This is a genomic window from Microtetraspora glauca (genome assembly GCF_040656155.1).
In the GTDB taxonomy this organism is placed as follows: Bacteria; Actinomycetota; Actinomycetes; order Streptosporangiales; family Streptosporangiaceae; genus Microtetraspora; species Microtetraspora glauca.
The window spans coordinates 86,455-110,283 of sequence record NZ_JBFALK010000027.1; the positions used below are offsets into that span (position 1 = coordinate 86,455).

Below are 23,829 nucleotides of genomic sequence, written 5' to 3' on the forward strand. Positions count from 1 at the left end.
GGGCACACTAATATGCCCCCCTTGTCGGGCATACGGGCCTGACCACGTCTCCAATTCGTTGCCAAGTCATTTACAAGTGACCGCGCGATCGAGCACCGGTATCAACTGAATGTCGGTCACTGTGCGGACCCTTGAACATCACTCTCCGCACTGGGACCCTTGGACTGTTCCCACCGGGTCATAGGAGGCGGAAATGCCCTCCCTGCACTCCCTCATTGCGGGGCTGGGCGCCCTCGGCATGCTCTCACTGCCGTTGCACCCCCATCCCAGCGGCTCCACGGACCGGGTCACCCCCGGCGCCGTACGCGTCGAGTCCACCTCGCACGTCTCGATCACGTTGCTCGACGACCGCAGCGTCATCCAGCAGATCGTCCGGGAGTACGACACCGACCTGGCCGACGGCAGCGGGTTCACGGTCACCCCGGACGGAGTGGTCGTGACCGCGACCGGCGTGGTGCAGTCGAGCCGCGACCCCAGGGTCTACGCCGCGAACAAGGTCTTCGCCGAATACTTCAAGGTCAAGATCCCGGCGGACTTCTCCCGGCACTCCCTCGACGACGCCGACCTGAACCGGCGGTTACAGGCCTGCTACCCGCCCCAGGGTCCGAACTCGACGTGCATCGCGACCGTTACCACGAACGTGACCGTCTTCCCCTATCTCGACCCCCCGTTGCCGGACGGGCTGCCCGCGCAGATCCTGACAACCGGCACCTCCCCCGCCGCCCCCGCGGTGCTGAAGGTCACCAAGGGCGGTGAGAAGCAGACCCTCCCCACCGTCCCCATGGGCGTCTCGCTCGGCCAGTCCGTGGTCGCCCTCGACGTGATCTCCTTCGCCGGCCGCCCGTCGGCGAAGCAGCCCGCCAAGGCGGAGACCGCCCACCTCGACCCGCCCGGAACCCGCACGTTCAAGCAGGAGGACCGGGACAAGCTCGCCAAGCTGCTCAAGGACGGGGCCTCGGGCGGAGCGCTCATCGACGACAACAAGAGCGAGGTCGTGGGACTGCTGGCCGGGGACTCCAGCACTCCTCTGACGATCACACCGGTCGAGGAGATCCGCACCTCGCTGGTCGCCGCCGGGGTCACGCCCCGCCGCGGCCCGGTCGACGTCGTGTACGAGAGCGCGCTGGCGTCCTATCACAACAAGCTCTACGCCGGAGCGGTCCCCGTGCTGCTCCAGGTGCTCAACCTGCGGCCGGACCACGCGGTCGCGCTCGACCACCTCAAGGTCGCCAGGTCCAAGGCCGGGACCGCCGAGGACACCGGCAACCGGCCGTCGCCGTCGGCCGGGCCCGCGGAGAAGCGGTCGTCCGGGGTGTCACCGCTGCTCTGGGTGGGCGGCGGCGCCGTGGTCGTCATCGTGATCGCGGCGGTGGCCATGCCCGCCCTGCTGCGCCGCAGGCGGTCCGGCGCCGGGCAGCCCGCGCCCGCTCCGGACGGCTCGTGGGAGCCCGGACGGCACGAGGACGGCCATCAGGAGGCGGCACGTCAGGACGCCGTGCCGGTCTCGTCCTGGCCGCCCGCCAGGACCCAGGTGTTCGAGGCCCATCCGTTCGACGCGCCCTCGTTCGACGTGCCGGTGGCCGCGACGCCCGCTCCCGGCACTCCGGAGGTCCCGGAGAGAGCGCAGGACGCGCGGCCGGTCGAGGTCCGGCCGTTGGACGTACGGCCTCCGGGCGACCCGTCACCGCCGCGCGGACAGGCGCAGCTCAAGTTCTGCACGCAGTGCGGGATGCGGCTCGGGCAGGGCCACCGGTTCTGCGGGTTCTGCGGGCATCCGGCGGACTCGCGATGACCGAAGGACCCTCGACACCGGCCGGGCTGGTCGGCCGCACGCTGGGCGACTACACGATCGAGGCGGTCGTCGGCCGCGGCGGGATGGCCACCGTCTACCGCGCCAGGGACCGGCGGCTCGGGCGCGCCGTCGCCCTGAAGATCCTGGCGCCGCAACTCGCCCACGACCACAGGTTCCGCGAGCGGTTCGTCCGGGAGTCACGGCTGGTCGCGAGCATCGACCACCCCAACATCATCCCGATCTACGAGGCGGGCGAGAAGGACGAGCTGCTGTTCATCGCCATGCGGTACGTCGAGGGCAGCGACATGCGCAGGCTCGTGCAGTCGGCGGGACCGATGCCGGTGGCGCGCGCGAACCGGCTGTTCGCGCAGATCGCCTCGGCGCTCGACTCCGCGCACGCCAACGGGCTGGTCCACCGCGACGTGAAACCGGCCAACATCCTGGTGGCGGACGACGACCACGTCTACCTCACCGACTTCGGGCTGACCAAGAGCTCGTCCGCCGAGGCGGGACTGACCAGCCACGGGCACTTCATGGGCACGCCGCGGTACGTCGCCCCCGAGCAGATACGCGGCCTGCCCGTGGACGGGCGCAGCGACCTGTACGCCTTCGCCTGCGTGGCGTACGAGGCGCTCACCGGGCTCCCGCCGTTCCAGCGGGACACGGAGCTCGCCCTGCTGTACGCGCACGTCTCGCACGAGCCGCCCCCGCTCACGCCGTACCGCCCGGACCTGCCGCACGCGGTCAACCAGGTGACGGCGCGGGCCCTGGCGAAGTCGCCGGAGGAGCGCTACCCGACGTGCCAGGCGTTCGTCTCGGCCCTGCGCGACGCGATCAGCGGTTCCGGCGGCGTTCAGGGCGGCGTTCATGGCGGCGTTCATGGCGGCGACGGGGACGAGGCGGGGGCGAGCCCGGCGCACGGGCGGCCCGCCTTCGCGTCCGGTCCCTCGTCCAGCCACTCGTCCTACCCGCCGGGGTCGTCGGCGCCGACGTCCTACCCTCCCGTGTCACACCCGTCCACCTCCCGGCCTCCCGTCTCCCAGCCTGCCGTCTCCCGTCCTCCCACGTCGTATCCCCCCGGATCACCGGACGACGGCGCGGCCACCGCCCCGGCGAAGCGGGGCCGCCGGCTGCCGCTGGGGCCGCTGATCGGCGGCTGTGCCGTACTGGTCTCGATCGTGGTGGCCGCCGCGCTGATCCTCACCCGGGGCGGGGACACCGCGGCGAGCTGGAACACCTATCCCGGCTCCGTCGCGGCGCCCTTCACCATCGCCTACCCGGCGACCTGGGGGACCGCGAAGACCAACGGCGACCAGTGGATGATCGCCACGCCCGCGACCGACGAATTCAACGCGCTGTTCGCCATCCCGGGCAACACCGACTGGTCCACGGTCAACCCGATCATCAGCGGGCAGCCGGAACGCGCCTCGGGGATCTTCGCCCAGGTCAACAACGCACTGAGCACGTCGGACTCACCGGTGGAACTCCAGCAGAGTCTGCAGTCCGCGCTACCAGGGAACGTCGCCTTCACCGGCGCTCCCATGGCGGTCACGGTGGGCGCGCGGCCCGCCGTGAAGCTGACGGGCGTGGCGGGCGACCCCCAGCAGGGCGGCCGGCTCGACTTCTCCGCCTACGTCGTACGGCAGGAGACCGGGGAGTCGTCGGTGCTGATCACGTTCTTCTGCGCGAAGTGCGACCAGGGCCTGATCGACCACATGGTCAACACCGTGCAGTTCACTCCGTGAGCCCCTGGACGTCACCGCGCGAGGCCGTGCCGGCGCGGTGACGGTCTCGGTGACGGTAGGGCAGCCACAGGCCCAGGCCGTACATCGAGAGGCCGAGCAGGACCATGAAGACGATCACCGGCCACTGGAGCGCCTCGGGCAGATAGAGCGCGAGGAACCAGCTCCGCTCCGAAGTTGCGTTGATCTTGAAGGCGCCGGCCACGATGCCCTGGGGGAACAGCGGGATGGCTCCGGTCGACCAGCAGACGACCGAGACGATCCGCTCGCGGCGCGGGAGGTCCTCGAACCTCACCCGGCCCCACCGGCTCCCCGGTGCGGCGGGGGGCCGCTTGCCCGTGCGCATCATGTGGAGCAGTTCGGGCCCGTGGCTGTGCAGCCGCCGCTGGGCGAGCAGCCCGAACAACCAGAAGCACAGGACGCCGGTCACCACGCCCACGGCCACGCCCGGCCAGCCGGACAACGCCGCCACCACCCCCGCGGGCGCCCCGGTGAGCGCCACCAGGGCCAGTACGGCGTACGCCTGGCCGGTCATGGCGCCGTCGTCCTCGGTGAAGCGCAGCGGGTTGCCGCCGCGCCGATGCGGATCGGTGCCGGGGATGAGCCCGTACACCGACATCAGGACCACGATCCCGGCGCCGCCGCCGAGCAGGGCCGGCGTGAGCGCCAGCACCAGCGGCCACGGCCCTCCGGTCACGGAGGTGAAGGCCAGGGTCAGGGTCACCGCCACAGGCCCCACGGTCAGCAGCCAGGCCCGCTGCCTGCCCCGCACGTCGGCCGCGTCCGGGCACATCAGCGTGAGCCACAACGCGGTGCCGTCGATGCCGTACACGTTGGCCGACATGGCGGCGGCCATGACGATGAAGATCGGCCCGGCCAGGGGCAGCATGCCGTTCCACCCGAGGGCGAGCGGGGCCGCGGTGAAGAAGACGCCGTAGGCGAGGGCGAAGGTCAGCTGGTGGGTCCGCACCAGGTCCCGCGACCAGGTGCGCAGTTCCTTGGCCAGCACGGCGCCCGACACGGTCGAGGCCCTCATCGGCCGCCGGCCTCGGGTCGACGGTCTGGTGGCGCCCGCGCGCCGGGTGAGCAGCGCCGCCCAGGCGGCCAGCAGCAGCACGACCAGCACCGCCATCGCGCCGACCGCGAGGGCCGTGTGCCCCCAGTCACCAGCGCCCGCCGCCTCGACCGCGACCAGCCCCCAGCCGGATGGGAGGTAGCGGACCGTCGCCGACACCCCCGCGGGGAGCCCGCCCGCCTGGCCGAGTGCCACCGCCAGGATCCAGCCCTGGCCGAGCGCGGCCAGGATCACGCCGTTGATCAAGCCGGCGCTGATCGCGCCCACGCGCGAGCGCAGGGCGATGCCCAGGACGGCCACCGCGACCCGGGACAGCAGGACGAAGATCGCCAGTTGCAGGGCCATGGCGGGCAGCGCGACCAGGGCCGCCAGCGGGCTCTGCCGTACGCCGACGACCACGAGCCCGGTCAGGGCGAGCAGGCTGATCGCGGGCGCGACGCCGACGAAGGCCGACACCAGCAGGCCGGTCGCCAGGCGGCGCGGCGGGAGGCCGATGAGGGTGAAGTACTCGGGGCGGAGCGTCTCGTCGCCGCCCCCGGCGAAGACCGGGCCGAAGATCCATCCGAGCATCCAGATCGCGTACGCCGCGGCGAGCAGGTCGCCGTTGAGGACCGCGGCGGCGACGGTCCCGGCCACCAGGATCAGCCCGAGCCCGCCGCCGGTCGCGATGAGGCTGCCCTTCTGGCCGGTCATCGAGTTCCGGAGGATGGCCACCTTCATCGCGACCATGGTCAGCGCGACAGCCACGACAGCTCCTTCGCCCCGAGGTCGGACGCTCCGACGAGACCGACGAAGGTGTCCTCCAGGGATTGGCCGCCCCTGACCTCCTCCAGCGGCCCCGCCACGGCGACCCTGCCCTTGTCGATCACGGCGACGTGGTCGCAGAGCTGCTCGACCAGGGCCATGACGTGGCTGGACAGGACGATGGAGCCGCCCCCCGCCACGAAGCCCCGCAGGATCGTCTTGATCGTGGCCGCCGAGACGGGATCGACGGCCTCGAAGGGCTCGTCGAGCACGAGCAGCCGCGGGGCGTGCAGCAGGGCGATGGCCAGCCCGATCTTCTTGCGCATGCCCGTGGAGTACTCGATCACGAGGGTCTTCTCCGCCTCGTCGAGCTCCAGCACCGCGAGCAGCTCGTGGGCGCGTTCGGCGACGACGTCCCTGGGCAGGCCGCGCAGCAGCCCGAGATAGGTGAGCACCTCGCGCCCGGTCAGCCGTTCCGGCATCGCGAGACCGTCGGGCAACACGCCGACCAGGGCCTTGGCCGTGGAGGGGTCGGTCCAGACGTCTGCACCGAAGATCCGGGAGCCACCGGCGTCCGGCCGCAGCAGGCCGACGGCCATGGACAACGTGGTGGTCTTGCCCGCGCCGTTCTGGCCGACCAGACCGTAGAACGAACCTTGGGGGACCACCAGGTCGATGCCGTCGACCGCGACCTTGTCACCGAAGGTCTTGGACAGTCCGGTGATCTCTAACGCTGAGGTCATGGAGGCTCTCTCCAGGTGCGCTGGCGTGGGGGTGTGGCCGGGCCGCGTACGAGGCATGCAGGTGCGGATCACGAAATTCCATCATCCGAATGGATCTGCCGTCTACATCCCGCCCGGCCGAGACACGATCACCCGAGGTGTGTCGCCGTCCATTGCTCGGCTCCCGCGAGCACGGCCCGGTGCACGGCTCGGGCGATCCGCGCACCCCACGTGGATCTCGGGCCGCCGAAGAGCTCTCCCGTGCCGTCCCCTGGCCGACCGCCCGCCCCGGTGTCCCGTACGGCGACGCAGACGGCGTCGGAGGCCGTGCCCGTGCACCGGAACCCGGCCTCGATCAGGGCCTGGGTCTTGGCCTCCGTCACGGTCATGACCGCGTTGACCAGCGCCGCGTCGGTGAACGCCACCGGTACGGCCACCACGATGTTGATCGTCCCGGGGGCGGGAACGGCCGGGGGCACCGGATCCAGCAGCGCGGGACGCAGTTCCGGATCGGGCCTGCCTTCGGGGGACGCCGCCCATGTCGGAACCCGCAGCCCCACCGTGGCGACCGCGTCCACTCCCCCGTCGGACGCCAGGACGTACCGGTCGACGGAGGCAGCCGTCAGCATGCCGACGCCGGGGCCCGCGCCCTCCGGGCCGAGCTCGGCCAGGTGGTCCAGCGGGTCCATCCGCACGTACGCGGCGATCACCTGGGCGTTCAGCACCCACTCCCGGGGGCCGATGCCGCCGCCGAGCATCGCCGAGGAGATCATCCGCCAGCCCGGCCCGAACTCCCACAGCAACGACGCGAGCCGCGCCCCGTCCTCGTCCCGGTATCCGAGTGTCATTCTCATGCCGGGAACCTACCGATCACCGGGACGGACCAGGTGCACGAGGGGACGGCCGTCCGTTCCCGGCTCCACCCGTACCCGGGCGCCGAAATGCCTGGCCAGCAGCGGCTCGGTCAGCACCTGCCGGGGCGGCCCTGAGGCGATCACCCTGCCGCCCGCGAGCAGCAGCAGCGTGTCGGCGTACTGCCCGGCCAGGCTCAGATCGTGCAGCGTCGTCACGACGGTGAGCCCGTCACCCGCACGCAGCCGGTCCACCAGTTCGAGGACCTGCTGCTGGTGTCCCAGGTCGAGGGCGGTGGTCGGCTCGTCCAGCAGCAGCACGGGCGCCTGCTGGGTCAGCGCCCGGGCGAGGACGACGCGCTGCCGTTCGCCGCCGGACAGGTGGGCGAGCGGCCGGGTCGCGAACCCCGACAGGTCGAGGCGCTCCAGCACCGCCCCGGCGATCTCGCGGTCCCGGGCGCTCTCCCGTCCCAGGTAGGCGATGTACGGGGTCCGGCCGAGCAGGGTGTAGTCGAACACGGTCATGTCGGGCGGCAGCGACGGGCTCTGCGGCGCGTACGCGATGAGCCTGGCCCGCTCCCGGGGCTTGAGGTCCCGCACCCGGACGCCGTCGACCACGACCTCACCGGTGTGCGGAAGGAGTCCCATCATGGCCTTGAGCAGCGTGGACTTTCCGGCGCCGTTGGGACCGACGACGGCCAGCCATGTCCCGCCGCCCGCCGAGACGCCGGCGCCGGCGAGGACCTCGCGCCCGTCGAGCGTCACGCCGAGGTCCCTGACCTCCAGCGGGTACGTCCGCGGGCCGCTCACGTGCCCACCCGCCGGGTCAGGCGCAGGACCGCGACGAAGAACGGCGCGCCCACGAAGGCGGTGACGACGCCGATGGGCAGTTCCGCCGGGGCGAGCGCCGTACGCGCGACGAGGTCGGCGAGCACCAGGAAGGCCGCGCCTCCGAGGAAGGAGAGGGGCAGCACGACCCGGTAGGACCAGCCCGCGAGTCTGCGCACCACATGCGGGACCACGATCCCGACGAAGGCGATCAGGCCACTGACCGCGACCGCGGACGCGGTGGCCAGGGACGCGGCGAGCAGCACGACGAGCCGGACCCGGCCGGCGCGCAGCCCCAGCCCGGTGGCCTCGTCGTCGCCGACCGACAGCACGTCGAGGAGCCGCCCGTGCAGCAGCAGCGCGATCGTCGACACCGTGGCGTACGGGGCGATCAGCCACACCTGCTCCCAGCCGCCGCCGACGTCGCCCAGGATCCAGGAGTAGATCCGCTGCAGCTCCTCGACCCTGAGCTGCTGCACGAAGGTCTGGATCGCGGTCAGGAACGACGTGACCGCCACGCCCGCGAGCACCAGCGTCGCCGTTCCGCCGCCGCGTCCGGCGGTGTTGCCCACGGCGTACGCGAGGAACACGCCGCCGACCGCGCCCGCGAAGGCGGCGACGGGCACGGTGACCGCCCCGGTGTCGCCGCCGGAGAACACGATCACCAGGGTCACGGTGAGCCCGGCTCCGGCGGCGGCGCCGAGCAGGTAGGGATCGGCCAGGGGGTTGCGGAAGACCCCCTGGTAACCGGCGCCCGCGACCGCGAGCAGCCCTCCGACGATCGCCGCGAGCAGCACCCTCGGCAGCCGGAGCTGGAACAGCAGTCCCTGTTCGACCGGCGCGAGTCCCGAATCCACGTCGACGAACGGCATCCGGTCCAGCAGCGCGAGCAGGATCCCCTTCGGGGAGATCCCGGCCGCGCCGGCCAGCAGCCCGAGGAGCATGCTCACGAGCAGGAGGGCCACCGCGATCAGCAGCGTCACCGCCCGCACCCGTCCGGTGCGCGGCAGAGCGGCGCGTGGCTGGACAGCCGGCTGATCGGCGGTCATGGCGTGCTCGTCACCTGGCTCGTCCGGCTCAGCTCGCGGCCTTCTGGACGGCCTCGCCGACCGTCCTGGCGAGATCGACGACACGCGGACCCCAGCGGGAGGCGATGTCGTCGTCGAGCTCGATCACGGCGTCGTTCTTGATCGCCGACAGCTCCGACCAGCCGGGACGCTTGGCCAGCGCGTCCTTGTTCTGGCCGCAACACTTGGTGTCCCCGAGGAAGATCAGCGCCGGGTCCGCCTTGGCGACGAACTCCGCCGAGAGCTTGGGATAGCCGCCGGCCGCGTCGGGCGCCTCGTCGGCCACGTTGACGAGCCCGAACAGGCCGTAGATCTGGCCGAGGAAGGTGCTGGAGGTCGCCGCGTAGGGCGTGGTGTCCAGCTCGTGATAATAGGTCAGCTTCTTGTCCTTGGGCGCGGCGGCGGCGAGCTGGTCGAGCTCCCGCTTCATGCCCGTCACGATCTCCGTCGCCTTCTCGGCGTTGCCGGTGGCCGCGCCCAGGTCGGTGATCTCGTCGTACGCCTCGTCGAGCGTGTTGGCGGCGGGCTCCACGAGGACGGGCACGCCCACCTTCGCCAGCCCCGCCACGACGCCGTCGATGTCGTTGGAGAGCACGACCAGGTCGGGCTTGGCCGCGGCGATCGCCTCGACGTTGGGCTTGAACCCGGACAACGCGGTCTTCGGCGCGTCCGCCGGATAGTTGGACTGGTCGTCGACGGCCGTGACCTGGCTGCCCGCTCCCAGGGCGTACAGGGTCTCGGTGGCCGTCGGGGAGAGCGACACGATGCGCTCCGGGCGCGTGGCGATGGTCACCGCGCCGTTGCCCGCCTGGACCGTGACGGGGAAGGCGGAAGCCGCGGCGCTCGTGGCGCCGGTGGGAGTGGCCGCGGGGGCGGCGCCGGACGTCTCGTCGGTCTGGCCGCATCCGGCCAGGGCGACGACACCCAGCAACGCGCCCGCGACAACCGTGCGTAGGGGCGACACGAAGTCCTCCAGGGGGATCGCCGGGAATCGGAGAGACCCGTGTCGATTGACGGATCACCCTTTTCCACGAGGGTCGATGGCGTCGGCACGGTGCAGGCGACCTGGCTCATCCCCGGGGGAGGGGGTTCACAGTTGCGGGACAGCGCCGGAATCTCACCGGACTTCGCTACGCCGTGCGTCGGGATGAACGGTATCAACCGGGTCACTGACCCCATAGTCTTGCCCCCGTGGGAGGCATCGGGCGGCGCGTCGTAAGGGCCGCGCGGGCGACCGGTCACCTGGTCCTCAGCCTGCTGCTCGTCCCTCTCTGCGTGCTGGCGCTCCTGCAGTTCGTCCTGGCGCTGCTGCTCAGCGTGACGTTCGTCGGGTTGCTCCTGCTCCCGTACGCCGCCAGGGTGAACCGCGGCGTCGCCGAGCTGGCCAGGCGGCTCGCGTCGAAGGTGCTCGACCGGCCGGTCACCGCCCGATACGGCCCGCGATCCGGCGTGCTGAACCGGGCCCGGCTGACCCTGAACGACCCGGTGACCTGGCGGGACGCCGGGTGGCTGGCCCTCCACATCCTCACCGGCGTCGCGCTGCCCGCTCTGGCGCTCGCCCTGTGGGCCGGTCTCGGGTTCGACCTGTCGCTGCCGATCTGGTGGTGGGCGCCGCTGCCCGAGCACGTCGTCAACCTGGCCGGCGTCAGCATCGACAGCTGGTTCCGCGTGGTCACCGTCGTCCCCGTGCACTTCGCGGCCGTCGCCGCCGTCGCGCTGTTGGGGATCCCCTGGCTGGCCCTCGCCGACGCCCATCTGGCCCGGCTGGTCCTCGCCACCCCCGAGCGCGTACGGCTGGCGGAACGGGTCGCGGAGCTGACCGAGACGCGGGCGGCGGCCCTGGACGCGCACGGCGCCGAGCTGCGGCGCATCGAACGGGATTTGCACGACGGGGCGCAGGCCCGGCTGGTGTCGATCGCGATGCGCCTCGGCATCGCCGAACGGATGATGGCGACCGACCCGGACCAGGCGGCGGAGCTGGTGTCGGAGGCCCGGCAGAGCACCGAGGAGACGATGACCGAGCTGCGCGGCATCATCCGCGGCATGTATCCCCCCATCCTCGCCGACCGGGGACTGCCCGGCGCGGTGGCCGCCCTCGCCGCGCGCTGCCCCGTACCGGTGACGACGGCGACGGACGGGGTCGGCCGGCTGCCCGCCGCGGTGGAGGCGGCCGCCTACTTCGTCGTCGCCGAGGCGCTGACCAACGTGGCCAAGCACAGCGGCGCGTCCTCCGCGTCCGTACGCCTGTCCGTACGCCAGAACGACGAGGGCGGGTGGCTGACCGTCCTGATCACCGACGACGGCCGTGGCGCGGCGGACGAGGCCGGGGGCACGGGTCTCGCGGGGATCAGGCGCAGGGCGGCGGCCTTCGACGGACGCACCGACCTGGCCAGCCCTCCGGGCGGCCCGACGACCCTGACCGTGGAGCTGCCGTGCCGGTGAGAGTGCTGATCGTCGAGGACAACGTGCTGCTGGCCGAGGGGCTGGCGCTGCTGCTCCGCACCGAGGGCCACGAGGTGATCGCGACAGTCGACACCGGCGAGGCGTTCCTGAAGGCCGTCGACCAGCACCGCCCCGACATCGCCGTCGTCGACGTACGGCTGCCGCCCACGTTCAGCGACGAAGGCGTGCGCGCGGCCGTCGAGGTACGGCGCAGGCATCCCGGCCAGCCGATCCTCGTGCTGTCGCAGTACGTCGAGCAGACGTACGCCACGGAGTTGCTCGCGGGCGGCGGAGGCGGCATCGGCTACCTGCTGAAGGACCGGGTCAGCAGGGTCTCGGAGTTCGTCGACGCGCTGCTCCGCGTGGCCGGAGGCGGCACCGCGATGGACCCGGAGGTCATCTCGCAGTTGCTGGTCCGGCACGGCCGGCATCCCGTCGACTCGCTGAGCCCGCGCGAGCGCGAGGTGCTCGCGCTGATGGCCGAGGGGCGGTCCAACGGCGACATCGCGGAGGAGCTGACCGTCACCGAACGCTCGGTGCACAAACACGTCGGCAACATCTTCGTCAAGCTCGGGCTGCCGCCGAGTGACGGCGGGCACCGCCGGGTCCTGGCCGTGCTGAGCTACCTGTCGCAGTGATGTGACGTGGTCGTCGGGGCCGGGGGGTGTAGCTGGCTACACCATCGGGGGTAGGCCAGGCCGAACGATCAGTACGGGGGCCTGCACCGCTGCGCTGAACTGGGGTTTCTCGGCATTCTGAAGGGGTTGATCCCCAGCGGAGGCGAAACCCCCATGTCACTGACCATGCTTCCCCCATCCCGTGTCGGCGTTCCGGCGACGCCTGCCCCCCGGGACAGGTTCGTCGACATCCTGCGCGTGTTCGGTATGGTCCTGGTCGTCGTCCAGCACTGGACCATGCCGGTGCTGGTCTACGCGGACGGCCGGCTGACGACCGGGAACGCCCTGGCCGGAGTGCCGCTGATCACCTGGATCAGCCAGGTCATGCCGCTGGTGTTCTTCGCCGGCGGCGCGGCCAACGCGATCAGCTGGCGGTCCGCGGCGCGTAAGGGGCAGGCGCCGGGGCTCTGGCTGGCCAGGCGGCTGCGGCGGCTCGCCTGGCCGGTGCTTCCGCTGGCGTTCGTCTGGCTGCCGCTTCCGTATGTCCTCACGGCCCTCGGCGCGCCCGCCCAGCCGGTCGCGGTGGCGGCGCGCACCGTGGGCCAGCTCCTGTGGTTCCTCGCGGTCTATCTGCTGGCCGTCGTGGCCACGCCGTACCTGACCCGGCTCCCGACCGGGCGGGTGCTGCCGGCCCTGGCGGCCGGCGCGGTGGTGGTGGACGTGGTGAGGTTCTCCGGGCTGGAGCAAGCCGGATATCTGAACGTGCTCTTCGTCTGGCTCGCCGTCCACCAGGTCGGGTTCCTGTACGCCGAAGGCCGCCTGGAGTGGCTGGCCGGACGCCGGGCCCTGGCGCTGGCCGTCGCCGGATTCGGCATGGTGACCGGCCTGGTGGCCGTCGGGCCGTACCCGGCCAGCATGATCGGCATGCCCGGCGCGGTGTCGAACATGGCTCCGCCGAGTGCCTGCATGCTCGCGCTGTTCGCCGGCCAGCTCGGCCTGGCGATGTTGCTGCGGCCGGCGCTCGACCGGTTCGGCCGGAGGCCGTGGACCGACACGCTGCTCACCGTCCTGGCTCCCCGGATGATGACCCTCTACCTGTGGCACATGACCGCCCTGATCACCGTGGCGGGCATCGCGCTGCTCGGGTTCGGGGTGGAGTCGCCCGAGGTGGGCTCGCTCTCGTGGTGGACGCGGATGCCGCTCTGGCTGGCCGCTCTCACGGTCGTGCTGCTGGCGTTGGTCGGGCTGTTCGGCCGGATGGAGGAACCCCCCGGTACGGCCTCGGCGCGCATGGTGGTCGTCGGCACCCTGATGGTCGGTGCGGCGCTGACCGCACTGATGATCACCGGGTTCGCCGTCGGGGTCGTCCCGCCGCTGGCCACCTGCGTGCTCATCGCCGGCCTTCTCCTGCTCAGCCGTACGGGAGCGCGCCGGTCCGGCGGGCCGGACCCGCACGGGCGGGGCGTGACCGGACCCGCGCGAGCCGGCCAGGCGTGAGAGGCCGGAACTATCCGAGCTGCCGCTCCGCCTCGTGGATGATCTCCTGGAGGCGGAGACCGTGGCGGGCGTCCAGCGGATGCCCGCCTCCCCGGCGTACGGTCTCCGCGAACTCGGCGGCCATCGTGGTGAAGAGCCCGTCGCCGAGCTCCGTGGCGGGCAGCGAGGCGTTCCCCTTCCGGCCGTACACATCCACACGGGACGGCGGGACCTCGCCCGTCGCGGCCATGGACAGCGACGCCTCGCTCACCGCGCCGCTCTCGTGCTCCAGCAGCAGCCCGACCCAGGCCAGCGGATCACCGTGCGCCCGGACGGCGGTGACCGGGCCGAGAGCGGCGTCCAGCAGGTCGATCATGTGCGGCCCGACGTCGAGGAGCGCGCCCCGCTCCAGCCGCCACGGCGTCGCGAAGGGCCCGCCGTGCAGCGCGCCCGAGATGTTGGCGGCGTAGCCACCGAACGGCTCGATCGCGCGGGCCCTCTCCAGGAAGGCCCTGGTCACGGGCGAATAGCGGAAGGTGAAGACCATCTGGGAGGCGACTCCGGCCTCGCCGATCGCGTCGGCCAGCCGCTTCGCCCCGTCGAGGTCGGCCGCGAGCGGCTTCTCCAGCAGCAGCGCCTTGCCCGCCTTGGCCGCGAGAATCCCCAGCTCTGCCTGTACGGCGGGCGGCACCGAGAAGGCCACGGCCGAGCAGACGTCGAACAGGTCCTCCAGCCGTTCGAAGGCGGGGACGCCGTGCTTGGCCGCCAGTTCGGCCGCCGCCTCGGGCCGCCGCGCCCAGACGCCGGCGAGCCGTGTGTGCGGTCCGGCGGCGAGAGCGGGGGCGTGCACCATGTCGGCCCAGGGGCCCGCTCCGACCAGTCCCACCGGTACAGCGTCCATCGGCGATCCCTTTCGTCAGCGCCTGGGGAACTCCGGCGGGTTTTCGGCGGCGTCGCGACGAGAGTAGTCCGCGATCACCGGGTTGGCCAGGCGTCTGGGTGGCGGACGGGCGGCGGCGGACCGGCATGATGCCTGGTATGGAAGTCATTCTGCTGCGGCACGGCGAGACGGAGTGGAGCAGGGACGGACGGCACACGGGCCTGACGGATCTGCCGCTCACGAAACGCGGAGAGGAGCAGGCACGGGCGCTCGCCCGCGTGGTGCGGGGGCGGACGTTCTCCCTCGCCCTGTCCGGCCCCGCGCAGCGGGCCCGGGTGACCGCGCGGCTCGCCGGGCTCTCCGCCACCGAGACCGACCCCAATCTGTGGGAGTGGGACTACGGCGGTTACGAGGGGATCACCACCGAGGAGATCAGGAAGACCCGTCCCGGGTGGTACGCCTGGCGCGACGGGGTCATCCCCGGCGACGCCGCACACCCCGGAGAGAGCATCGAGCATGTGGGCGACCGGGCGGACAAGGTCATCGCGCGGATCCGGCCGATCGACGGCGACGTGGTGCTGGTGTCGCACGGCCACTTCCTGCGCGTGCTCGCCGCCCGGTGGCTGGGCCTGCCCGCCGACAACGGGCGGTTCTTCCGCTTGGACACCGGGACGTACTCCACGCTGGGATTCGAGCATGGCGAGCCCGTCATCCTGCGGTGGAACGCTCCGGTCTAAGGCTCGGTTTCCGGGCTCGGTTTCCGGGCCGGCACGACGATTCCCGCCGGTGCGAAGAGCGATGCGGAGCACGCTTTCGACGCATCGCCGTTGATGCGTCGGTACGTACGTGTGCGTATGTCTACGTGCTCAGCCGGCGGCGACCGGCTGCGGCTGGGGCCCACGGCCGGTCAGCCACTCGAGGACCTTGCGGTGTCCCCTTCGCGCGTCCTCGAAGTGGCCCCAGTGCCAGTACCTGGGCTGATCCATGACCCCGGTGACCCACGTCCGGTAGGCGACGGACCTGGGCCGGCCGTCGGCGGACTCCGCCACCGACGCGACGCCGTACGTGCGGATCACCACACGTCCTCCTGGTGCGAAGAGCACGTCGTCGGCCACGGGATAGAGAGTCATCTGGTCCAGCATGCCGAGCCCCCTGATCGTCACCATCGTGTGGGACCCAATCTGCCGGACGCGTGTTACGCGGCTCCGCACGAGCCGGTTAAGGCTGCGCGTGTCGTGTAAAAACGGCGTTACACCAGAAGGCCGTCGAATTCCCCGTCTTTGACGCCGAGCACCAGCGCCCGGATCTCGTCCCGCGTGTAGATCAGCGCCGGCCCCTCGGGGAATCGCGAGTTCCGCACGGCCACGCCGCCGTCGGGAAGCTCGGCGAGCTCCACGCAGTTGCCGGTCGAGTTGCTCCGGACGCTCTTCCGCCAGGTGACTCCGGTCAGGTCATTTGCGGGCATTCCGTTATATGTCTGCATTTACATCTCTCTGAGAAGATCGCCGATGATCTCGGCGGTACCCCCTGGCGTGGTGCTCTCCACGCACAACTGCTCCATGGCCGTGAGGTACGGGTCGATGTCCTCACGCTTGTCCAGGTACAGGGCACCCCACAACTGCTCGACGTAGACCACGTCCGAAAGATCGGACTCCGGGAAACGCAGGATCGTGAACGCCCCTCCCTCGGCCGCGTGCATGCCGAAGCGGAACGGCATCACCTGCACGGTGATGTTGGGCAGCATGGCCACCTCCAGCAGGTGCTGGAGCTGCTCCCGCATGATCCCGTCACCACCGATGGGACGCTTGAGCGCGGCTTCGTCGATGACCGCCCAGAGCCTCGGCCCGTCCTTCTGCCGCAGGCGCTCCTGGCGCTGCATGCGCAGATGCACACGGTGCTCGATCGCCTCGTCCGGATCGTCCGGATAACCGAGCCGGATCACCGCGCGGGCGTACGCCGCCGTCTGGAGCAGGCCGGGCACGAACTGCACCTCGTAGGTGCGGATCACGCTCGCCGCCTCCTCAAGCCCGATGTAGGTGACGAACCAGCCCGGCAGCACGTCGCCGTACTTGTGCCACCAACCGGGCGTGTTGGCCTCCCGGACCATTTCCAGCAGGCCGCGCCGTTCGGCGTCGTCGTGCACGCCGTACAGCGTGAGCAGGTCTTCGACATCACGTGTCTTGAATCCGACCCGGCCGAGTTCCATCCGGCTGATCTTGGACTCCGAGGCGCGGATATGGAATCCCGCCACCTCCCGGGTAAGTCCCCGGTCCTCGCGCAGCTTGCGAAGGCTCGCACCCAGCATGATTCGCCGAACGGTGGAGCCGGATCCAGGCGGATCTATCGACACGTGCTATTCCTCCGGTATGTGGACTGGTTCACAGTCTGTCAAAGATCGCCCCCTTCGTCCCAGAGGTGTATTGGGGGTAACCGTAGCGCGTGCATCCTTCAAATGCACGTGCATCCGCTCTTGCACATGCACGGGAGCTTGCACCATCATGATCTCGTGCAGTCCGCGAACCTGACTCGTGGCCAAACCCAGTGGTCGGCGCTCGATTGGTGGCCTCCTCTCGGCTGGTGGCCGGAGCCCGCCCGCGATCTCCTCGCCCCTGGATCCACCGCCGCAAGCGCCACCTTCGTTCTGCTTCCCCGAGCGGAATCGGTCCATTCGGCCCGCAGCTTCGCCACGGGCACGCTGGCCGGCTGGGGCATGGGCGACCTGGCCGAAGGCATGGAGCTCATCGTCTCCGAGCTCGCCACCAACGCCCTGAGACACGGCCTCATGCTCAGCACCATGCCGAGCCGCCGCGAACGCGAGGTCGTACGGCTGTCGCTGATCCGCCGAGGGCCACTGGTCACCTGCGCGATCACCGACCCCGGCTCCGCCGTTCCCGTGCTCCGCGACCCGTCGCCGTTCGAGCCCGGCGGGCTGGGACTGCACATCGTCGAGTCCATGAGCGTGTGCTGGGGCTGGTCACCTCTCGCCCCCCAGGGCAAAGCCGTCTGGGCGGTCCTGTCCGCCTGATCCCGGCGGGCAGGCTCCAGGCAGCCTGCCTGGCTCTCATGGGTTCTGCCGCGTTGATGTATGCCGGCCGAGGCATCGGGGCCCGGGCTGATCCGTCCAGCTGATCCGTCCAGCTGATCTGTCCGGGCTGACGAAGTGGCGCTCCCGGTAGGGCCGGCGATCATGTCTCGCGACCACCCAAGGGCGCCGCACCGTCCCCGGTGCGAATGAACGCAGGCTCATATTTCTGCCGCGCGGCCCCCTTGGGCACGTGATCTGGATTACGGTGGCCTCCCGAGACTCCCAAGAGATCTGTGATGGACGATCACCTGACCGGCTGGCTGGCCACTCTCGACGAGGAAAGACTCACGCGCGTACTGGGCAACCGCCCCGACGCCCTCGCGCCGCCGTGGCCACGCAGGCTCGATGCGCTCGCCGAGCGGCTTTCCGGCGACTTCGCCGTGATGGAGGTCATGCGCACGCTGCCCCTCCCGGCTCTGGAGATCGTGCAGGCGTGCCTCGCGCTCGGCGGCCGTCCCGGCGAGGACGAACTCGCCCGGTTTCTCGGCGTCAGCGTCTCCGAGACGATCCCCTGGCTGGACCGGCTGTACGACCACGCGCTCGCCTGGCCCGCACCGGATGGCAGGATCGCCCTGGCAGGGGCGCTCGCGCGATGGTGGACGGCTCCGTGCGGCCTCGGCGAGCCGTTGTCGGCGTACCTCGAATCGTGGACGCTCAACACCGAGGGCCTGCGACGGATGTGCCGCAATCTGGGCATCTCCGCCCAGGGCACGAAACGCCAGTTGATGGCCCGGGTGTCGGCGACTCTCGGTGACAGCGAACTGCTCTCCTCCCTGGTCGCCGACGCGCCGGAGGGCACGATCGGCATGCTCGACGACTTCGCCTGGGACGGGCCGATCCGCAGCGTGAACGGGGACCTGTTCATCACACCGGGTACGCCCGAGAAATGGGCCCTCGACCGCGGTCTGCTCTTCCGTACCCAGTGGGGCGTGGCGGGGATGCCCCGCGAGGTCGCGCTGGCTCTGCGCGGCCCCGACTATCACGCGCCGTTCACGCCCTACCCGCCCGATCTCGCCACCGTGCCGGTCGACGTGGCCGCCGTCGAACACGAGATGTGCCTGGCCGCGCCCCATCTGCTCGACCGCGCCACCGCACTGCTGGAGAACATCGACAAGTCGCCGCTCCCTCTGCTGAAAGGCGGCGGCGTCGGCGTGCGCGAGGTGAAGCGCGTCGCCAAGGAGACCGGCTGCACCGAGGAGGAGGTCCGCCTCCTGATCGAGACGTCCGCGGTCTCCCGGCTGATCATGTTGGACGAGGACACGGGCGGGCTCGTCCCCACGGACCGGTTCGACACCTGGCGGCTGTCGGAGGGCCCGGCCCGGCTGCGCGTCCTGCTGGCCGCGTGGTGGCGGATGGAGCGGTCGTCGCTTCGCCGCGTCCAGGACCGGTACGCGACCGTGCTTGGCGACGACCCTGAGGGAGAGACCATCGCCCGGACCCGCCGGGCCGTAATCGGCGCTCTCTCGGAGATCCCGGAAGGCCGGGGATTCGCCACTTTCCCCGAGCTCGTGCAGTCCGTCCACTGGCAGGCGCCGCTGCTCGACAGGGAACTGCTCGCCGAATGTGCCCCGGCCGTCCTGGAGGAGGCGCGGTTGCTCGGGCTGTTCTCAAACGGCGCCCCGACCTCTCTGGGGCGGGCGCTGGCCGCGCTCGGCTCAGTGGCGGGCGCCGAGAACGACGGCACCGCGCCCGAGGTCGAGCACGATCCCGCGCTGGCGGAGCGCTCGGCCAAGGCACTGGCGAGCGCCCAGCGTACGGCGCTCTTCGGGGCAGACCTGACCGCCGTGGTCACCGGTCCGCCCTCAGCCGAGCTGGCATCCCTGCTCGACCGCGCCGCCGACCGCGAGTCCCGGGGCGCGGCGTCGGTCTGGCGGTTCGGCCCGGCCAGCGTACGGCGTGCACTGGACGGCGGGGAGACCGCCGACACGTTGCTCGACCAGCTCGCCGAGGTGGGTGCTCTCCCCCAGCCTCTCGTGTACCTGGTCCGTGACGTGGCGCGCAGGCACGGCGAGGTGACCGTGGCCTCGGTGGGCTGTGTCATCCTCGGTTCGGATCCCACGTTGCTGACCGAGATCTCCGCCCATCGGAAACTCGCCAGGCTCGGACTCCGTTCGCTGGCTCCGACCGTTCTGGCGAGCCAGGCACCCGCCGACCGGACACTCGCCGCCCTGCGCGACGTCGGGTACGCCCCGGTTCCCGACGGGGCAGGCGGCATCACCATCCGTCGCGACCTCCACGGAAGGCGGCCGGTCCAGGCCGGCACGGCATCACGGCTCGTCACGGCATCACGGATCGGCGCGGAACTCAGCCCGGACATGTGGCATGGCGCGAGTCGGGATCACGGTGCCGCGCCGGGGCAGGGCGCGGGTCCTCCGCAGGGCCGGGACCGGGAGCAGGACCCGGCCGGGGGTCATGGCCTGGGACGTGACCAGGACCCGAACGGCGAGCATGGCGCAGAGGGCGAGCGTGCCGCGGATCGGGAGCTTTCCTCGGAACGAGAGCCTGATACGGAGCGGCAGCGGAACCCGGAACGAGAGCAGGACCCGGAACCTCTCGGTGGCCGGTTGATTCTGCTGCCCGGCGGACGGACGACCGAGCCCGCGCCTTCTCCCCCACCGCCTCACACGCCGGAGGGGCTGCCCAGCCCGATGACGGGTCAGTTCCCGCATCAGCTTTCTGACCCGCTGTCAGGCCCCCTGCCGGATCCGCCTCCGGACCCCCGCGAGCACGCAAGGCGGCTGATCGTCGCCGGTCGGCCCGCGCAACCGGGCGACGCCGGTCGCCCGGATATTTCCGGTCAACCCCGGCAGCCCCGGCAGCCCCGTCAGCCGGGCGACAGGTCCGACCGGGCGCCGGGCCGTACCTGGGCGGTGATCGGACGCCTGGCGACCCGGCTGCCGACCGCGCAGCAGACCTTGCTCGGGTTCGTCGTCGACCGCGGCGTACGTGCCCTGATCACACTGTCTGACGGCGTGACCGCGACGATCAGCCACGGTGAGCTGCGCGGCGGCGGCATCCTGGACGCCTGGTGCGAGGAGGCAGGGGACTACCTCGACTTCCCGCTGAGCGAGATCACATCGGTCGTCACCGCCCACTAGCACAGAAGCCGTTGATCGCCCCCGAACAGAACGACCGCCGATTCACGGGCTCGCCGGTCCATGGGTCGCCGGTTCACGGGGTCAGTGTGAGAGTGTCCACCGCCTCCCGGCGTACGCCCTGCTCGGAGAAGGGCCAGGCGGTCGTGCCACCGTCGGCCCACAATTCGGACTGGTCGTTGTAGTTGGCATGAAAGGCGTGGCCCGAGGCCCCGGTCAGGTTGACCCAGCGTGAGCGATCGAAGTCCGCGAGGTCGATGACCATCCGCATCGAGGGCACCCAGTCGACCTCGTACCCCTTGTCACTGTCCCAGCCCGTGGCGTCGACCGCGTCCTTGCTGCCACCGAGATGGAGCGGGCCTCGGTTGAAGAGCCACTCGATCGGGGCGATGCCCGAGGTGCCGAACGTCTCGTTGGTCAACTCCAGGGTGTGCAGGTCGCCCCAGCGCCAGTCCTCCGGAGTGTCGCCGAGCTTCTCCCGCAGGTCGGCACCGGCATCCTTGATCGCCGCCGCCAGGATGTCGTCGCGGTTCTCCGTCGTGTCCTCGGTACGGACGTCGTCCCACCACGGGGAGTCCGGGTCGCCGAGCAACGTCCTGACGACCTCGAACCATCTGTCGCCGCCACCGGGCCGCCCGCTTTCGGGAATGTCGTCATCGAACGTCCGCTTGAGCAGGTGCCGCCAGACCGCGTTGAAGTAGGCGGCCTCGGACGAGTCCCGGGTCTGGGCGAAATCCCACCCCTTGAGCATCGCGGTGTCGCCTCCACCCACTCGCAACAGGTGCGGGACGAGCGCCTCGGCGAGGCCGTTACGGGAGTCCATCTGGATGTCCCGCATGGTGTCGACTGTGATCTTGCCCGCGTCGATGGCCTGCGTGATCCGGTCGACGATGCGCTGCGAGCGGTACCCGTACGACCAGTCGGACGTGAGGAGCGGGCCGTAGTCAGGCCGGACCGCGGCGTTGTTGGCGGTGACGATGAACCCCTCGGGCGGGTTGTACACGTGGGGAAGCTGCTCGAACGGGATGTATCCGGTCCACTCCTGCTCCCCTGACCATCCGGCGGCGGGCCACTGGCCGTCGCCGTCGGACCGGATCGGGATCTTGCCCGGCGCCTGGTAGCCGATGTTGCCCTCCAGGTCGGCGTAGATCAGGTTCTGGGCGGGAGCCTCGAACTTCGACGCCGCCTCGCGGAACTGCTCCCAATTCTCCGCCCGGTTCATCAGGAAGATCGCGTCACCCGTCCTGCCGGGGTCGAGCGCGGTCCAGCGCAACGCCACGGCCATACCCTTGTCGATCTTGCCGAGCTTGGCCGCCGCGCCCGGCAACGCCTCGCCGGCGTCTCCCAGGACCTCCGAGATGATCGGCCCGTGAGCGGTAGAGCGCACGGGGAGTTCGACCGTCTTTCCACCCGCTACCTTGATCTGCTCGACCCGTGTCTGGAGCGGCACCCACGATCCCTTGACCTCGTAGGTGTCGTTCTGCACCCGCTCCACGTACAGGTCGGTGACATCGGGTCCGAGGTTGGTGAACCCCCATGCGATCTTGTGGTTGTGCCCGATCACCACACCGGGCACGCCGGAGAAGGTGTATCCACTGACGTCATAGGGGCAGGCCGGCCCGCGCGAGCGGCAGTGCAGCCCGGCCTGGTACCAGATCGAGGGCATCCTCGGCCCGAGGTGAGGATCGTTGGCCAGCAGGGGCTTGCCGCTCTCGGTGTGCTTCCCGCTCACCACCCACGAGTTCGAGCCGATGCCCGCCTGGTCGCCGCCGGCCGTGCCGAGCAGGGTGGGAACGGTGTCGAGCACCTTCGCAACGCGGGCGAGCGCCTCGGCGGCGGGCGCGTCCACACGCGTATCGCCGGGCGCCCCACCGGATCGAGCCGAAGAGTCATACGTGCGCGCGGCATCGGACACGGCAGCGGACGTGCCACCGGTCTTGCCGGTCTTGCCGGTCTTGCCGGCGGTTGCGGCCGTGAGTTCGATTGCGCGTCCGGTTCTGAGTTCGCCGGGGGGCCGGGTCCTGGACTCGACGATCGGCTGAGCGGCAGATTCGGTGGCGGGCCGACCGGCGCGCTCCGCGACGGAGGCAACGACGGCAGCGGAGGCGACGGCGGGCGAACCTGCGGACACGGCGGCCGGTACCGCGCTCGTCCCGACCGCGGTACCCGCAGCACTGTCCGCGGTGGTGCCGGCCCCCTCCTCGGTGCGGAACTCACCGTCCCGCACAGATCCCCTGGTCACGATCGGCTGGTGGCGGTCGAACGGGTAGCCGGGGAAGAGCTCCTTCACCCGATCCAGCGGTAGCACCGACGCGTCGATGGCGCGTTCTATCTCCGCGCTCATGTTGGACCGCAGGTCCCAGGCGAGGGCCTTCAGCCAGGAGAGAGAGTCTGCGGGCGTCCACGGTTCCGGTTCGTACGAGCCGTTGGTCAGTGCGAGCACGCCGTACTCGAGACTGCGTGCGGCGAAGCCCTGGTGCTGGTCCAGCCACGCGTTCACGCCGGAGGCGTAGTCCTCGAGCGCCTTCCGCGCCTCGGGATCGAGCAGCCCGAACTCCTTCTCGGCGGTACGACGCCAGCCGAGCGTGCGTACGACCTTGTCGATGTCAAGGGTCGAGCTCCCGAACAGCTCGGACAGGCGGCCTGCCGTGGTCTTACGACGGAAGTCCATCTCCCAGAAGCGGTCCTGGGCGTGGACATAGCCCTGAGCCTTGAACAGATCGGCGGGGGTGTCGGCGTAGATCTGCGGAACGCCGTACTGATCGCGGAGGACGCTGACGTTCGCCGACAGACCAGGCAGCTTGATCTCGCCGTGCACCTGCGGGAAGGACCTCCGGACGGCCCACGTGACCACCCCCGCGAGTATGAGCGCGAGGACCAGCAGAACGGTCAAGAAGCGGAACAGCCATCGGATCGGCCAAGAGAAGCGAGCATACGGGGCGAGCCTGACCATCAACCGACCTTTCCTCCAGAACGCGCATCACAGTATGAAGGCCTAGCGCGTAAGATCAATCCCCAGCTTTCTCTCAAACCGTCCAGGTGTCCGAACTACCAGGGTGGTCCGTCCTCACGGCCGCTTTCTGTAGGCAGACCTCGAAGACACCATCGAAGGCGACATCACATCGAAACGGCCTCGGAGGCCAGCCTGCGCGCGAGCCCGGGATGGATCACGAAGAGGGGTTACGAAGGCGGGGCTACGGAGGCGGGGCAGGCAGCCAACAGCCTCGCCCAGCCCCGCCCAACTTCGCCTCATCCCGCCCCGCCCAACCCCACCTCACCGAGCCCTGCGGGGACCAGACGACACCCGCGCTCACACGGCTAGTGCCGCATCAGCCTGGGTTTGCCCTGTTTCGTGGTGACACGCCGATCAAGGTCCCACCACGGTCGGCGTGATCGCTTCACACTCTGCGTGT

General features: G+C 70.9%; 19 protein-coding genes. 8 read left to right on the plus strand and 11 right to left on the minus strand.

Annotated features, from left to right (window positions below; translation table 11 throughout):
• The first annotated feature begins 193 nt into the window (after positions 1–193).
• The gene (locus tag AB0I59_RS36695) at positions 194–1,792 is read left to right on the plus strand and encodes a zinc ribbon domain-containing protein (protein WP_358140462.1); all 1,599 of its coding nucleotides are present in this window, start codon (positions 194–196) and stop codon (positions 1,790–1,792) included.
• On the plus strand, positions 1,789–3,537 hold the full coding sequence (locus tag AB0I59_RS36700) for a serine/threonine-protein kinase (protein WP_358140465.1): 1,749 nt from the start codon (positions 1,789–1,791) through the stop codon (positions 3,535–3,537). The genes AB0I59_RS36695 and AB0I59_RS36700 overlap by 4 nt, the downstream gene beginning before the upstream one ends.
• On the opposite strand, the gene AB0I59_RS36705 is transcribed toward AB0I59_RS36700, so the two are convergent.
• From AB0I59_RS36705 to AB0I59_RS36730, 6 genes are all read right to left on the minus strand, one after another.
• The gene (locus tag AB0I59_RS36705; protein WP_061256337.1) at positions 3,527–5,356 is read right to left on the minus strand and encodes a hypothetical protein; all 1,830 of its coding nucleotides are present in this window, start codon (positions 5,354–5,356) and stop codon (positions 3,527–3,529) included. The genes AB0I59_RS36700 and AB0I59_RS36705 overlap by 11 nt on opposite strands.
• Positions 5,341–6,096, minus strand: coding sequence for an ABC transporter ATP-binding protein (locus tag AB0I59_RS36710; RefSeq protein WP_358140468.1), 756 nt, complete (start codon positions 6,094–6,096; stop codon positions 5,341–5,343). The genes AB0I59_RS36705 and AB0I59_RS36710 overlap by 16 nt, the downstream gene beginning before the upstream one ends.
• Positions 6,097–6,224: 128 nt before the next feature.
• Positions 6,225–6,923 (minus strand): adenosylcobinamide amidohydrolase, encoded by a 699-nt coding sequence (locus tag AB0I59_RS36715; protein WP_435831162.1) that lies wholly within the window; start codon positions 6,921–6,923, stop codon positions 6,225–6,227.
• 15 nt (positions 6,924–6,938) lie between these two features.
• Positions 6,939–7,736 carry an ABC transporter ATP-binding protein gene (locus AB0I59_RS36720; protein WP_358140474.1) on the minus strand — a complete coding sequence of 266 codons (798 nt, stop codon included), beginning with the start codon at positions 7,734–7,736 and terminating at the stop codon, positions 6,939–6,941.
• On the minus strand, positions 7,733–8,803 hold the full coding sequence (locus AB0I59_RS36725) for a FecCD family ABC transporter permease (protein ID WP_082776946.1): 1,071 nt from the start codon (positions 8,801–8,803) through the stop codon (positions 7,733–7,735). The genes AB0I59_RS36720 and AB0I59_RS36725 overlap by 4 nt, the downstream gene beginning before the upstream one ends.
• Positions 8,804–8,831: 28 nt before the next feature.
• A complete protein-coding gene (locus AB0I59_RS36730; RefSeq protein WP_358140477.1) occupies positions 8,832–9,785 on the minus strand; it encodes an ABC transporter substrate-binding protein in 954 nt (317 codons plus the stop codon).
• 227 nt (positions 9,786–10,012) lie between these two features.
• Between AB0I59_RS36730 and AB0I59_RS36735 the strand changes: the two genes are divergently transcribed.
• The 3 genes from AB0I59_RS36735 to AB0I59_RS36745 all read left to right on the plus strand — a co-directional run bounded on the left by AB0I59_RS36735 (position 10,013) and on the right by AB0I59_RS36745 (position 13,377).
• Positions 10,013–11,263, plus strand: a complete 1,251-nt coding sequence (locus AB0I59_RS36735) for a sensor histidine kinase (RefSeq protein WP_358140480.1) — start codon at positions 10,013–10,015, stop codon at positions 11,261–11,263.
• A complete protein-coding gene (locus AB0I59_RS36740) occupies positions 11,260–11,901 on the plus strand; it encodes a response regulator (protein WP_358140504.1) in 642 nt (213 codons plus the stop codon). The genes AB0I59_RS36735 and AB0I59_RS36740 overlap by 4 nt, the downstream gene beginning before the upstream one ends.
• A 153-nt stretch (positions 11,902–12,054) precedes the next feature.
• Positions 12,055–13,377 (plus strand): acyltransferase, encoded by a 1,323-nt coding sequence (locus tag AB0I59_RS36745; protein ID WP_358140483.1) that lies wholly within the window; start codon positions 12,055–12,057, stop codon positions 13,375–13,377.
• A gap of 10 nt (positions 13,378–13,387) precedes the next feature.
• Here the strand turns inward: AB0I59_RS36745 and AB0I59_RS36750 are convergent, their stop codons facing one another.
• A complete protein-coding gene (locus tag AB0I59_RS36750) occupies positions 13,388–14,257 on the minus strand; it encodes a Gfo/Idh/MocA family protein (protein WP_061256326.1) in 870 nt (289 codons plus the stop codon).
• A 137-nt stretch (positions 14,258–14,394) separates the two neighbouring features.
• Here AB0I59_RS36750 and AB0I59_RS36755 point away from each other — a divergent pair, with 137 nt between their 5' ends.
• Positions 14,395–14,973, plus strand: a complete 579-nt coding sequence (locus tag AB0I59_RS36755; RefSeq protein WP_358140487.1) for a histidine phosphatase family protein — start codon at positions 14,395–14,397, stop codon at positions 14,971–14,973.
• 129 nt (positions 14,974–15,102) lie between these two features.
• Here AB0I59_RS36755 and AB0I59_RS36760 read toward each other — a convergent pair whose 3' ends face one another.
• The 3 genes from AB0I59_RS36760 to AB0I59_RS36770 all read right to left on the minus strand — a co-directional run bounded on the left by AB0I59_RS36760 (position 15,103) and on the right by AB0I59_RS36770 (position 16,586).
• Positions 15,103–15,402, minus strand: a complete 300-nt coding sequence (locus AB0I59_RS36760; RefSeq protein ID WP_358140489.1) for a hypothetical protein — start codon at positions 15,400–15,402, stop codon at positions 15,103–15,105.
• 83 nt (positions 15,403–15,485) lie between these two features.
• Complete coding sequence (locus tag AB0I59_RS36765) at positions 15,486–15,719, minus strand: DUF397 domain-containing protein (RefSeq protein ID WP_061256322.1); 234 nt, start codon at positions 15,717–15,719, stop codon at positions 15,486–15,488.
• On the minus strand, positions 15,720–16,586 hold the full coding sequence (locus AB0I59_RS36770; protein ID WP_494410556.1) for a Sco1979 family transcriptional regulator: 867 nt from the start codon (positions 16,584–16,586) through the stop codon (positions 15,720–15,722).
• Between the two features lie 156 nt (positions 16,587–16,742).
• On the opposite strand from AB0I59_RS36770, the gene AB0I59_RS36775 reads away from it, so the two are divergent.
• Both AB0I59_RS36775 and AB0I59_RS36780 read left to right on the plus strand, forming a co-directional pair.
• On the plus strand, positions 16,743–17,261 hold the full coding sequence (locus AB0I59_RS36775; RefSeq protein WP_061256786.1) for an ATP-binding protein: 519 nt from the start codon (positions 16,743–16,745) through the stop codon (positions 17,259–17,261).
• Between the two features lie 296 nt (positions 17,262–17,557).
• Positions 17,558–20,419 carry a helicase-associated domain-containing protein gene (locus AB0I59_RS36780; protein ID WP_358140492.1) on the plus strand — a complete coding sequence of 954 codons (2,862 nt, stop codon included), beginning with the start codon at positions 17,558–17,560 and terminating at the stop codon, positions 20,417–20,419.
• A gap of 73 nt (positions 20,420–20,492) precedes the next feature.
• Here AB0I59_RS36780 and AB0I59_RS36785 read toward each other — a convergent pair whose 3' ends face one another.
• On the minus strand, positions 20,493–23,309 hold the full coding sequence (locus AB0I59_RS36785; protein WP_435831161.1) for a penicillin acylase family protein: 2,817 nt from the start codon (positions 23,307–23,309) through the stop codon (positions 20,493–20,495).
• Between the last annotated feature and the right edge of the window lie 520 nt (positions 23,310–23,829).